The 12,664-nt window shown below is 72.3% G+C and carries 10 protein-coding genes; 6 read left to right on the top strand and 4 right to left on the bottom strand.

All coding sequences use genetic code 11. From position 1 onward, the window contains the following. Positions 1 to 16: 16 nt before the first annotated feature. Positions 17 to 2,137 (bottom strand): MMPL family transporter, encoded by a 2,121-nt coding sequence (locus ACFQZ6_RS05585; protein ID WP_381605237.1) that lies wholly within the window; start codon positions 2,135 to 2,137, stop codon positions 17 to 19. Positions 2,138 to 2,274: 137 nt separating this feature from the next. On the opposite strand from ACFQZ6_RS05585, the gene rpe reads away from it, so the two are divergent. The 6 genes from rpe (at position 2,275) to ACFQZ6_RS05555 (ending at position 9,007) form a co-directional block, all read left to right on the top strand. After that, positions 2,275 to 2,961: a ribulose-phosphate 3-epimerase gene (gene rpe / locus ACFQZ6_RS05580; RefSeq protein WP_380976498.1), complete on the top strand. Its 687-nt coding sequence runs from the start codon at positions 2,275 to 2,277 to the stop codon at positions 2,959 to 2,961. Between the two features lie 78 nt (positions 2,962 to 3,039). Further along, positions 3,040 to 4,083 carry a sugar-binding transcriptional regulator gene (locus ACFQZ6_RS05575; protein ID WP_380976496.1) on the top strand — a complete coding sequence of 348 codons (1,044 nt, stop codon included), beginning with the start codon at positions 3,040 to 3,042 and terminating at the stop codon, positions 4,081 to 4,083. A 195-nt stretch (positions 4,084 to 4,278) separates the two neighbouring features. Beyond that, the gene (locus tag ACFQZ6_RS05570) at positions 4,279 to 5,721 is read left to right on the top strand and encodes a GuaB1 family IMP dehydrogenase-related protein (RefSeq protein WP_381618094.1); all 1,443 of its coding nucleotides are present in this window, start codon (positions 4,279 to 4,281) and stop codon (positions 5,719 to 5,721) included. A 115-nt stretch (positions 5,722 to 5,836) separates the two neighbouring features. Further along, positions 5,837 to 6,289: an Lrp/AsnC family transcriptional regulator gene (locus ACFQZ6_RS05565; RefSeq protein WP_031067555.1), complete on the top strand. Its 453-nt coding sequence runs from the start codon at positions 5,837 to 5,839 to the stop codon at positions 6,287 to 6,289. A gap of 182 nt (positions 6,290 to 6,471) precedes the next feature. Next, positions 6,472 to 7,260, top strand: a complete 789-nt coding sequence (locus tag ACFQZ6_RS05560; protein WP_381605236.1) for a carbon-nitrogen hydrolase family protein — start codon at positions 6,472 to 6,474, stop codon at positions 7,258 to 7,260. A gap of 49 nt (positions 7,261 to 7,309) precedes the next feature. Continuing rightward, positions 7,310 to 9,007: a flavin monoamine oxidase family protein gene (locus ACFQZ6_RS05555; RefSeq protein WP_381605235.1), complete on the top strand. Its 1,698-nt coding sequence runs from the start codon at positions 7,310 to 7,312 to the stop codon at positions 9,005 to 9,007. Positions 9,008 to 9,021: 14 nt separating this feature from the next. On the opposite strand, the gene ACFQZ6_RS05550 is transcribed toward ACFQZ6_RS05555, so the two are convergent. From ACFQZ6_RS05550 to ACFQZ6_RS05540, 3 genes are all read right to left on the bottom strand, one after another. Further along, positions 9,022 to 9,693 (bottom strand): DUF5995 family protein, encoded by a 672-nt coding sequence (locus ACFQZ6_RS05550; protein ID WP_381605234.1) that lies wholly within the window; start codon positions 9,691 to 9,693, stop codon positions 9,022 to 9,024. Positions 9,694 to 9,782: 89 nt separating this feature from the next. Next, a complete protein-coding gene (locus tag ACFQZ6_RS05545) occupies positions 9,783 to 11,174 on the bottom strand; it encodes a uracil-xanthine permease family protein (protein ID WP_381605233.1) in 1,392 nt (463 codons plus the stop codon). Between the two features lie 127 nt (positions 11,175 to 11,301). Beyond that, entirely contained in the window at positions 11,302 to 12,513 is a 1,212-nt protein-coding gene (locus ACFQZ6_RS05540; RefSeq protein ID WP_381605232.1) for an MFS transporter, read from the bottom strand. Between the last annotated feature and the right edge of the window lie 151 nt (positions 12,514 to 12,664).

The following is a 12,664-nucleotide window of genomic DNA, read 5'->3' as shown; positions in this document are numbered from 1 at the left end:
CGCGCGTGGGGTCAGGCTAGGGTCCCGCGCCGCCGGGCTGGGCGTCCTCCTCCCGGGCCAGGCGGCTCGGCCACCACACCCTCCCGCCGACGTCCAGGAACAGCGACGTCACCAGGACCGAGCGGACGATGAAGGTGTCCAGGAGGACGCCGAGGGCCACCGCGAAGCCGATTTCGGCGAAGGCGACCATCGGGAGGGTGCCGAGGGCGGCGAAGGTGCCCGCCAGGACCAGGCCCGCCGAGGTGATGACCGCGCCGGTCGCGGCGAGGCCGGTCACCACGCCGGCGCGGGTGCCCTGGCGGGCCGCCTCCTCGCGGATGCGGGTGGTCAGGAAGATGTTGTAGTCGATGCCCAGGGCGACCAGGAACACGAAGACGAAGAGCGGGAAGTCGGTCGTCTCGCCCGCGTAGTCGAAGAGGTACCGGAAGGCGAGCGCGCTGATGCCCAGGGCCGCGGCGAAGGACAGGATCACCGTGCCGATCAGCAGCAGCGGCGCGATCAGGGCGCGCAGCAGGACGCACAGGATCAGCAGCACCACGACCAGCACCAGCGGGATGATCAGGACGTTGTCGTGGGTGGTCGCCTCGTCCATGTCCAGCAGGGCCGCCGTACCGCCGCCCACCAGCGCGTCGGCGTCGGGCACGTCGTGCACGGCGTCCCGGACCCGTTCGACGGTCTGCTTCGCGGCCTCGCTGTCGGCGGGGTCGGACATGGTCGCCTCGAACAGCACCCGGCCCTCGTGCACCGTCTTCGCGCCGGGCGCCGGACCCAGTGACTCCGGCACCACGCCCTGCGTCCCGGCCACCGCCCGGCCCACCTGCTCGGCCTGCGGCTGGTTGGCCACGATCACGAGTGGGTCGCCGCTGCCCGCCGGGAAGTAGCGCGCGGAGACCTCCTGCCCGACGATCGAGTCCGGCTCGCCGGTGAACGCGTCGGCGTTGCTGATGCCCTCCGCGCGCAGTTGGATCAGGCCGAGGGAGCAGACCGCCAGGACCCCGGCCGTCACGGCCCACACCATGCGCGGTCGGCGTGCGATACGGCGGCCGGTGCGCGCCCAGACGCCCCGCTCGGTGGGGTCGGGGCTGCCGTAGCGGGGGATCACCGGCCAGAAGATCCAGCGGCCGAAGATCACCAGCAGCGCCGGGAACAGCGTCAGCATCGCCAGCAGCGCGACGGCGACCCCGATGGCCGCGACCGGGCCGAGACCGCTGGTGGAGTTCATCTCGGCGGCCATCAGCACCAACATGCTCAGGACGACCGTGGCGCTCGACGCGACCACCGCCGGGCCCGCGCGGTGCAGCGCCAGCGCCATCGCCTCGTGCCGGTCCTCGTGGCGGCGCAGCTCCTCCCGGTAGCGGGCCACCAGCAGCAGCGCGTAGTCCGTGCCCGCGCCGAAGACCAGGACCAGCAGGATGCCCGCGCTCTGCCCGTTCACCGTGAGCCCGCCGTGCTCGGCGAGCAGGTACACCAGCGCCTGCGCGGTGAACAGCGCGCCGACCACCGACAGCAGCGGCACCACCAGCAGCGTCGGACTGCGGTAGGTGAGCAGCAGCATCACGATGACCACCGTCATCGCGGCGAACAGCAGCGTGGAGTCGATGCCCTCGAACGCCTCGGAGAAGTCGGCCGAGGTGCCGCCGGGGCCGGTGATGTGGACGGCCAGCCCGCCGGTGCTCTCCCCGACGTCGTCGCGGATCGACTCGACGGCCGGGGAGATCCGCTCCCAGCCCTTCTCGTCCATCGTGATCGGTACGAAGACCTGGGCGGCCCGCGGATCGGTGTCACGGTCGAAGACCGGACCGCGGGTCTCGGCGCCCCGGACGCCGTGGTCGCGCAGTTGCCTCAACTCCTGCACGTCCTCCGCGATCCGCGCCCGGTCCGCGGCCGTCAGGCCGCCGTCGCGGGCGTAGACCACCACGGCCGGGATCTGCTCCGGCCGGAAGTCCTCGGAGATCTCCAGAACCTGGGTGGACTCCGCCGAGCCCGGCAGCCACGACTGCGCGTCGTTGTCCTGCGCGTCGGCCAGCTTCTGCGCGAGCGGCGCGACGACGAGCAGCACCACCACCCACAACCCCACCACCAGCCACTTGGCCCGCGCCCCGCAGACCAGACGCCCCACACCCCGGTCACCAGTCATACCCACCTCCGCACCAGCGCCCCCGAAGGGGCGCGGGGAACTGCGCGACAAGCCCCCACGGCCCGCAGTCGACCCACAACCCTAGCCACCGGGGACCGCCGTTACAGCCGAGCGCAGCGACATGGCAGGCTTGGGTCATGGCCCCGCAGATCAACCCCAGCATCCTGTCCGCCGACTTCGCCCGCCTCGCGGAGGAGGCGCAGGCGGTGCAGGGAGCCGACTGGCTCCATGTCGACGTCATGGACAACCATTTCGTCCCGAACCTCACCCTCGGTGTGCCGGTCGTAGAGTCGCTGGCCCGTGCGACGGACACCCCGCTGGACTGCCATCTGATGATCGAGGCCCCCGATCGGTGGGCCCCGCAGTACGTCGAAGCGGGCGCCGGTTCCGTCACCTTCCACGTCGAGGCCGCCACCGCCCCGGTACGGCTGGCCCGGGAGATCCGGGCCAAGGGCGCCCGCGCCGCGATGGCGCTGCGGCCCGCGACGCCGATCGAGCCCTACGAGGACCTGCTCCCCGAACTCGACATGCTGCTGGTCATGACGGTTGAGCCGGGCTTCGGCGGGCAGGCGTTCCTCGACATCATGCTCCCGAAGATCCGGCGGACCCGCGAGTTGATCAGCAAGCACGGGCTCGAGCTGTGGCTCCAGGTGGACGGGGGCGTCTCGGCCGCCACCATCGAGCGGTGCGCGGAAGCGGGCGCCGACGTCTTCGTCGCCGGGTCCGCGGTCTACGGGGCGGACGACCCGGCCGAGGCGGTACGTGCACTGCGCACCCAGGCGGAGGCGGCCACGGCCGCCGCGTCCTGGTCATGCGGCCACTGAACCACGGGAATGTGAACGGCTCTCATCCGGGCTGATCAACCGCGCCGCATCTGCAAGGATGAACGGCGTATCCAGAGTGTGAACAGCAGTGAGGAGATCGCCGTGTCGGGTATGTCGGCGGGCCGGTCAGCCATGCGGATGGGACCCGCTGAGCTGGTGCAGGCGGCGGCCATGGCCCGCCGCTTCTACCTTGAGGGTAAGTCCAAGATCCAGATCGCGGAGGAGTTCGGCGTCAGCCGCTTCAAGGTGGCCAGGGTCCTGGAGACCGCCCTCGAACGGGATCTCGTGCGCATCGAGATCCGAGTCCCCGCCGAACTGGACGCCGAGCGCTCCGACGCGCTGCGCGCCCGGTACGGCCTCAGGCACGCCGTCGTCGTCGAGTCCCCGGCCGACGCCGAGGAGACCCCGGACCCCGAGAACCTCGGTGAGGTGGCCGCCGACCTGCTCGGCGAACTCGTCAACGAGGGCGACGTACTGGGCCTGGCCTGGGGCCGCTCCACCATCCACATGGCGGCGGCCCTGAACCGGCTGCCGCCCTGCACGGTGGTGCAGTTGACGGGCGTGTACGACGCCGGGACCGCCGAGCGCGGCTCGGTGGAGGCCGTCCGCCGCGCCGCCCAGGTGTCCGGCGGCGACGCCCACCCCATCTACGCGCCCATGCTGCTGCCCGACGAGGCCACGGCAGCCGCGCTGCGCCACCAGACCGGGATCGCCCGCGCCTTCGAGTACTTCGACAAGGTCACGGTCGCCTGTGTCTCCATCGGCTCCTGGGAGCCCGGCATCTCCACGGTGCACGACATGCTCAGCGACGAGGAGCGGGCGCACTACGCCTCGCTCGGCGTCGCCGCCGAGATGTCCGCGCACCTCTTCGACGCCGAGGGCCGCCGGGTCGGCCGGGACCTGGGGGAGCGGTGCATCACGGTCAAGGCCGACCAGCTCCGCCGTATCCCCGAGGTGGTGGCCATCGCGGGCGGGCAGCGCAAGGCCGCCGCGATCGACGCGGTGCTGCGCAGCGGGCTCGTCACCAGCCTGGTGACGGACACCTCCGCCGCGGACTACCTGATGGCGGCCGGATCCACCCCGCGCCCGGCCCTGAACCGGGCCGACCCGGACGGACCCTGACCCACGCCGAGGGATACGGGACGTGCCGAGGCGCCGCGGGAGGGTTCTTGGAGGAACCTCCCAAGGCGCCTCTGACCTGCCTGGACGATCCGACCGGGCGGGGCATTACGGTCGCCATGGGACAATGAAGTACGTGCTCTTCCCCCTGGCTGACCTGTCCGGGGGCCACCTCTGAACGACTGGGATGTGCAGCACGTGCGTTTCCTCAACGACCTCCAGCCCTCGTACGACCTGACGTACGACGACGTCTTCATGGTGCCGAGCCGGTCCGCCGTCGGCTCCCGGCAGGGCGTGGACCTCAGCTCCCCGGACGGCACCGGCACCACCATCCCGCTCGTCGTCGCCAACATGACCGCCATCGCGGGCCGCCGGATGGCCGAGACGGTGGCCCGGCGCGGCGGCCTGGTGGTCATCCCGCAGGACATCCCGATCGACGTCGTCGCCGACGTCGTCTCCTGGGTCAAGAGCCGCCACCTGGTGCTGGACACCCCGATCGTGCTGGCCCCCCATCAGACCGTCGCCGACGCGCTCGGCCTGCTGTCCAAGCGCGCGCACGACGCCGGGGTCGTCGTGGACGACGCGGGCCGCCCGATCGGCGTGGTCACCGACGCCGACCTCAGCGGCGTCGACCGCTTCACCCAGCTCGAAGTGGTCATGTCGAAGGACCTGCTCCTGCTGGACGCCGACATAGACCCGCGCGAGGCGTTCAACACCCTCGACCAGCACAACCGCCGCTACGCCCCCGCCGTCGACGCCGACGGCAAGCTCGCCGGGATCCTGACCCGCAAGGGCGCCCTGCGCGCCACCCTCTACACCCCGGCCGTCGACGCGTCCGGCAAGCTGCGCGTCGCCGCCGCCGTCGGCATCAACGGCGACGTGGCGGGCAAGGCCAAGCAGCTCCTCGACGCGGGCGTGGACACCCTCGTCATCGACACCGCGCACGGCCACCAGGAGTCGATGATCACCGCCGTCAAGGTGGTGCGCGCCCTCGACCCCCGGGTGCCGATCGCCGCGGGCAACATCGTCTCCGCCGAGGGCGTGCGCGACCTGATCGAGGCGGGCGCCGACATCGTCAAGGTCGGCGTCGGTCCCGGCGCCATGTGCACCACCCGCATGATGACCGGCGTCGGACGGCCGCAGTTCTCCGCGGTCCTGGAGTGCGCCGCCGAGGCCCGCAAGTACGGCAAGCACGTGTGGGCCGACGGCGGCGTCCGCCACCCGCGCGACGTGGCGATGGCGCTCGCCGCCGGGGCGTCCAACGTGATGATCGGCTCCTGGTTCGCCGGGACCTACGAGTCGCCCGGCGACCTCCAGCAGGACGCCAGCGGGCGCCTCTACAAGGAGTCCTTCGGCATGGCCTCCGCGCGCGCCGTGCGCAACCGCACCAGCGAGGAGTCCGCCTACGACCGCGCCCGCAAGGCGCTGTTCGAGGAGGGCATCTCCACCTCCCGCATGTACCTGGACCCGGCCCGGCCCGGCGTCGAGGACCTGATCGACTCGATCATCGCGGGCGTCCGCTCCTCCTGCACCTACGCCGGTGCCGCCTCCCTGGAGGAGTTCGCCGAGAAGGCCGTCGTCGGCGTGCAGAGCGCCGCGGGCTACGCCGAGGGCAAGCCGCTGCACGCCAGCTGGAGCTGAGCCGCGCACCGGCTGGCGTGATCTACTTCGGGTGCGGTGCCCCGCCGCGCCCGTCCTCGGGTGCGGTCCCGCCGCGCCCGTCCCGCCCCAGCCGAAGTGAAGTGAACGACCCGCAGTGCTGAACGATCTCGACGAACGCATCGTGCACGCCCTCGCCGAGGACGCCCGCCGCTCCTACGCGGACATCGGGCAGCTCGTCGGCCTGTCCGCGCCCGCCGTGAAACGCCGCGTGGACCGGCTGCGCGCCACCGGGGCGATCACCGGGTTCACCGTACGGGTGGACCCGGCCGCCCTCGGCTGGCACACCGAGGGGTTCGTCGAGATCTACTGCCGCAGCAACACCTCACCGGAGACCATCCAACGCGGTCTGGAGCGCTACCAGGAGGTCGTCGCCGCGTCCACGGTCACCGGCGACGCGGACGCCGTCGCCCAGGTCTTCGCCTCCGACATGCGGCACTTCGAACGGGTCCTGGAGCGGATCGCGGGGGAGCCGTTCGTGGAGCGCACCAAGTCGGTGCTGGTGCTCTCCCCGCTGCTGCGCAGGTTCTCGTCCGGCTCCCCGACCTGACCCGGAGGGCGGGGGCGAGCGGGCCCGCGCAACGAATCGCCGGGCAGCGGGCCACGGACGCAACGATCCGCGCATCGGTGCGCAACGGGTGCTCCTTGTCCGGGCGCGGCGGCCGAACGTACCTTCTTGGGGGCCTCCACTGTCCGGCCCCACACCCCCGTCCTTCCTGGTGAGGAACCCGTATGCGCACCGCCCTGCTCCAGAGCTCCGGCCGTCCCGGCTCGCCCGCCGAGAACCTCAAGGTCCTCGACGAGGCCGCGGGCCGGGCCGCCGCCGCGGGCGCCGGGCTGCTGGTCGCGCCGGAGATGTTCCTCACCGGGTACGCCATCGGCGACGACATCGCCCGCCTCGCCGAGCCCGCCGACGGCGACGGCGCCGACGCGGTCGCCGACATCGCCGGACGGCACGGCCTCGCGGTCGCCTACGGCTACCCGGAGCGCGCCGGGGACACCGTCCACAACTCCGCCCAGTTGATCTCCGCCGACGGCACCCGGCTGGCCAACTACCGCAAGACCCACCTCTTCGGCTGCTACGAGCGCGACCACTTCACGCCGGGCGAGCGGCCGGTCGTCCAGGCCGAGCTGGACGGTCTGCGGGTCGGCCTGATGATCTGCTACGACGTGGAGTTCCCGGAGAACGTCCGCGCCCACGCCCTCGCGGGCACCGACCTGCTGCTGGTGCCGACCGCGCAGATGCACCCGTTCCAGTTCGTCGCGGAGTCGCTGGTGCCGGTGCGGGCCTTCGAGAACCAGATGTACGTCGCGTACGTCAACCGGGTCGGCGCCGAGGGCGCGTTCGAGTTCGTCGGCCTGTCCACGCTCGCCGGTCCCGACGGCGTCGCCCGCACCCGCGCCGGACGCGCCGAGGAACTCGTCCTCGCCGACGTCGACCCCGCCTTCCTGGCCGCCTCCCGCGAGGCCAACCCGTACCTGAAGGACCGCCGCCCCGGCCTGTACGGCTCCCTCATCTGAACCCCCCCCGCACCGCCCTCCCCAGTACCGCGCAAGGAGTCCGCACCCCATGACGTCCACCGTGCCCAACGCCGTCGAGCACGCAGACGAGCAGCAGCCGCCGATCACCATGTTCGGCCCGGACTTCCCCTACGCCTACGACGACTTCCTCGCCCACCCGGCGGGGCTCGGCCAGGTCCCGGCGACCGAGCACGGCGCCGAGGTCGCCGTCATCGGCGGCGGGCTCTCCGGCATCGTGGCGGCGTACGAGCTGATGAAGATGGGGCTGAAGCCGGTCGTCTACGAGGCCGACCAGATCGGCGGACGGCTGCGGACCGTCGGCTTCGACGGCTGCGACCCGGCGCTCACCGCCGAGATGGGCGCGATGCGCTTCCCGCCGTCCTCCACCGCCCTCCAGCACTACATCGACCTGGTGGGCCTTGAGACCCGGCCGTTCCCCAACCCGCTCTCGGAGGCGACCCCGTCGACCGTCGTCGACCTCAAGGGCGAGTCGCACTACGCCGAGACCATCGACGACCTGCCGCAGGTCTACCGGGACGTCGCGGACGCCTGGAGCCGGTGCCTGGAGGAGGGCGCCGACTTCTCCGACATGAACCGCGCCCTGCGCGAGCGGGACGTGCCGCGCATCCGCGAGATCTGGGCGCGGCTGGTCGAGAAGCTGGACAACCAGACCTTCTACGGCTTCCTCTGCGAGTCCGAGGCGTTCCGGTCGTTCCGGCACCGGGAGATCTTCGGGCAGGTCGGCTTCGGCACCGGCGGCTGGGACACCGACTTCCCCAACTCCATCCTGGAGATCCTGCGCGTCGTCTACACCGAGGCCGACGACCACCACCGCGGCATCGTCGGCGGCTCCCAGCAACTGCCGCTCAGGCTCTGGGAGCGCGAGCCGGAGAAGATCGTCCACTGGCCGTACGGCACCTCGCTCGCGAGCCTGCACGAGGGCCGCGCCCCCCGCCCGGCCGTGACCCGGCTGCACCGCACCGCGGGCAACCGGATCACCGTGACGGACGCGGACGGCGCCATCCGCACCTACCGGGCGGCGATCTTCACCGCGCAGTCCTGGATGCTGCTGTCGAAGATCGACTGCGATGACGCGCTCTTCCCGATCGACCACTGGACCGCCATCGAGCGCACCCACTACATGGAGTCCAGCAAGCTCTTCGTCCCCGTGGACCGGCCGTTCTGGCTGGACAAGGACGAGGAGACCGGGCGGGACGTCATGTCGATGACCCTCACCGACCGGATGACCCGTGGGACGTACCTCCTCGACGACGGCCCGGACAAGCCCGCCGTCATCTGCCTGTCGTACACCTGGTGCGACGACAGCCTGAAGTGGCTGCCGCTGTCCGCGAACGAGCGGATGGAGGTCATGCTGAAGTCGCTCGGCGAGATCTACCCGAAGGTCGACATCAGGAAGCACATCATCGGCAGCCCGGTGACGGTCTCCTGGGAGAACGAGCCCTACTTCATGGGCGCGTTCAAGGCCAACCTGCCCGGCCACTACCGCTACCAGCGGCGCCTGTTCACGCACTTCATGCAGGACCGGCTGCCCGAGGACAAGCGGGGCGTCTTCCTCGCCGGTGACGACATCTCCTGGACGGCGGGCTGGGCCGAGGGCGCCGTGCAGACCGCGCTGAACGCCGTCTGGGGCGTCATGCGGCACTTCGGCGGGGAGACCGACCCGGCCAACCCGGGGCCCGGCGACCTCTACGACGAGATCGCGCCGGTCGAACTGCCGGAGGACTGAGGGGGCCCGGCCCTTCAGTCGGGCAGCGGGGTGAGCATCATCCGGCCCGCGAAGCCGACCGCCGCGTCCAGGCGCTCGGTGAACTCCGCGGCGAGGTCCGGCAGGTGCCGCAGCGCCCACAGAGCCCGCGCCGCCGCCCAGGTGGCGTCGCGGGCCCGCTCCAGGCTCCAGGCGCCCAGCAGATGGATGAGCGGGTCCGCGATCCGCAGCAGGTCGGGGCCCGGCATCAGATCCTCGCGGACCCGCTCCTCCAGCACGGTGAGCAGATCGCCCACGCGGTCGAACTCGGCCTCCAGCTCGGCGGGTTCGCAGTCGAGCGAACAGCAGGCGTCCACCACCGCCAGCGCCAGGTCGTGGCCGATGTGCGCGTTGACCCCCGCCAGCGCGAACTGCAGCGGTCGTACCCCGGGATGGCGGCGGAACGCGAACAGGGGCCGCCAGCAGGCCGGTGGACGACGCCCCTGCGCGCCCGCGTCCACCGCCGCGAGGTAGCGCTCCGCGAACCGTACGTCCAGCGTGCTCGCCCACCGGCCGCCGTCGCGCCGCCGGTGGGTCTCCTCGACGACGGTGAGGTAGACGCGGTGGAACACCGCGAGGCCGTCCCGCGCGGGCAGCTCCGCCGCCAGGGCCCGCATCCGGGAGACGACCGCGTCGACGGACGTCGTGCACTGCTCCAACTGCGCCATGGGGGCAGCGTCCCAGCACCAGGCCGTGCGGCGTGCCGACGGGCCCGGCGCTTCCCCAGAACGGGGGAACCCGCCCGACGTTCGTACGCCTACGGCCTGGCGCGCGGGGCGTCCTCGTCGTAGCTGGACGTGCCCTCGTCCAGCAGCGGTTCCTGCGTCCTGAGGTGGGCGGGGGCGAAGGCGCGCAGCGCGTGGTAGCCGGTGATGACGACCAGCGTGCCGAGGGCGATGCCGCTGAGGGAGAAGGTGTCGGTGATCTCCAGCGAGACGTTGCCGACGCCGATGATGATGCCCGCGGCGGCCGGGACCAGGTTGAGCGGGTTGCGCAGGTCGACCTTGGCGTTGATCCAGATCTGCGCGCCGAGCAGGCCGATCATGCCGTACAGGATGACGGTGATGCCGCCGAGGACGCCGCCCGGGATGGCGGCCACGACCGCGCCGAACTTGGGGCACAGGCCGAACAGCAGGGCGAAGCACGCGGCGGCCCAGTAGGCGGCCGTGGAGTAGACGCGGGTCGCCGCCATCACGCCGATGTTCTCGGAGTAGGTGGTGGTGGGCGGGCCGCCGACCGCGGTGGACAGCATGGAGCCGACGCCGTCCGCGGAGATCGCCGTACCGAGCCTGTCGTCCAGGTCGTCGCCGGTCATCTCGCCGACCGCCTTGACGTGCCCGGCGTTCTCCGCGATCAGCGCGATCACCACCGGCAGCGCGACCAGGATCGCGGACCACTCGAAGGACGGGCCGTGGAAGGACGGCAGCCCGATCCAGTCGGCCTGGCCCACGGCGGAGAAGTCCAGCCGCCAGTGGTCGGTGACCTTGCCGCTCGGGTCGGCGGAGTGGATGCGGCCGAAGACCCGGTCGAAGGCCCAGGAGATCCCGTAGCCGAAGACCAGGCCGAGGAAGATCGCGATCCGGGACCAGAAGCCGCGCAGGCAGACCACGGCGAGCCCGGTGAACAGCATCACCAGCAGCGCCGTCCACTGGTCCTGCGGCCAGTACGTGGACGCGGTCACCGGCGCCAGGTTGAAGCCGATCAGCATCACCACGGCGCCGGTGACGATCGGCGGCATCGCGGCGTGGATGATCCGCGCGCCGAACCGGCGCACGGCGAGTCCGGCGAGGAACAGCGCGGCGCCGACGACCAGGACGGCGCCGGTGACGGTGGCGCTGGAGCCGCCGTCGGCGCGGATCACCGCGGCCACGCCCACGAAGGACAGCGAGCAGCCGAGGTAGCTCGGCACCCGGCCGCGGGTGGCCAGCAGGAAGACGACCGTCGCGACGCCGGACATCATGATCGCCAGGTTGGGGTCGAGCCCCATCAGGACCGGGGCGACGAACGACGCGCCGAACATCGCGACGACGTGCTGGGCGCCGAGCCCGGCCGTGCGCGGCCAGGAGAGCCGTTCGTCGGGGCGGACGACCGCTCCGGGCGCCGGGGTGCGCCCGTCTCCGTGCAGCTTCCAACGCACGCCGAGGTCCATGGGTGTGTCGCTTTCTCGCGGTGCTGTGCAGGTGAAACGTTCCGGACCATTGTGGGGGGTGTGCGGGGGTGCGCTGGACCGGCCCCGAAGCGGGGCTGTGGATGTTCGGGGCCGGTGGTCTCGGGGGTCAGCCGCGCTGGTCGACGGCGACCGTGCTCGGCGCGCTGATCTTCGGGCGGTCGCGGTCGGCGCCGCGCAGCACGCCCGCGAAGGCGGCGAGCCCGCAGGAGAGGACGGTCACGAGCGCGAACGACACGACCAGGCTGGTGAGTTGGGCCAGGGTGCCGATCGCGCTGGGCGCCACCAGGCCGGAGGTGTAGGTGATGGTCGCGACGCCCGCGATGGCCTGGCTGGGGTTGGGTCCGCTGCGGCCCGCCGCGGCGAAGCAGAGCGGGACGACGACCGCGATGCCGAGGCCCACGAGGCCGAAGCCGGTCATGGCGACCGCCGGGTGGCCCGCGAAGACGATCAGCAGTCCGCCGAGGACGGCGAGGATCCCGCCGTAGCGGACCGTGCGGACCGAGCCGAAGCGGTCCACGACCCGGTCACCGGCGATCCGGGCGATGGCCATGGTGAGGGTGAAGCCGGTGGTGCAGGCGGCGGCGAGACCCGCCGAGGTCTCCAGCTCGTCCCGCAGGTAGACCGCCGACCAGTCCAGGCTCGCCCCTTCCGCGAACACCGCGCAGAACCCGACCGCGCCGATCAGCAGCGCCGACTTCGGCGGCAGCGCGAACCGCGGCGGCGGCTCCTCGTCCTCGGCGGGCTGGAGGTCCAGCACCCAGGCGCAGGCCACCAGGCCGCCGACGGTCAGGACGGCGGCGGCGAGGGCGTGGTGGAGGCGGGCGTCCGCGCCCAGGTGGGCGGCGAGGGTGCCGCCCGCCGAGCCGATCAGCGCGCCCGCGCTCCACATGCCGTGCAGCCCGGACATGATCGACCGGCCGAGCCGGTTCTCCACCTCGACGCCGAGCGCGTTCATCGCCACGTCCGACATCCCGGCCGTGGCGCCGAAGACGAACAGGGCCAGACAGAGCGCCGGGAGGTTGGGCGCGAGGGACGGCAGGGTGAGCGCCAGCGTCCACAGCGCGAGCAGTCCGCGCAGCGCCGTACGGGCGCCGAAGCGGTGGCTGACCCGGCCCGCGAGCGGCATCGCCAGCGACGCGCCGAGGGCGGGGAAGGCCAGCGCCAGGCCGAGCTGGCCCGCGCTGACGGAGGCGTGGTCCTGGATCCACGGCACCCGGGTGGCGAAGGAGCCGGTGACGGCGCCGTGCACGGCGAAGACCGCGGCCACGGCGTACCGGGCGCGCCTCACCTCGCGTTGCTCGTAGACCACTGCGCTCATTGTCCCGCCCTTTCCGATCGCCGCGTCCGCGCTGCCGCCGACCGCTGCCGTGCTGTCGTCGCACTGGCGCCGACCGCTGTCGCGCTGTCGTCGCGCTGCCGCCGTGCTGCCGTCGCGTAAACTATCAGGAAGCCTGCCTGATAGATAGAGA

Origin of the sequence: Streptomyces flavalbus, assembly GCF_042674625.1 — a bacterium.
GTDB lineage: Bacteria > Actinomycetota > Actinomycetes > Streptomycetales > Streptomycetaceae > Streptomyces > Streptomyces flavalbus.
The sequence above is the reverse complement of the archived record's forward strand: the minus strand, read 5'-3'. Positions and strand labels throughout refer to the sequence as shown.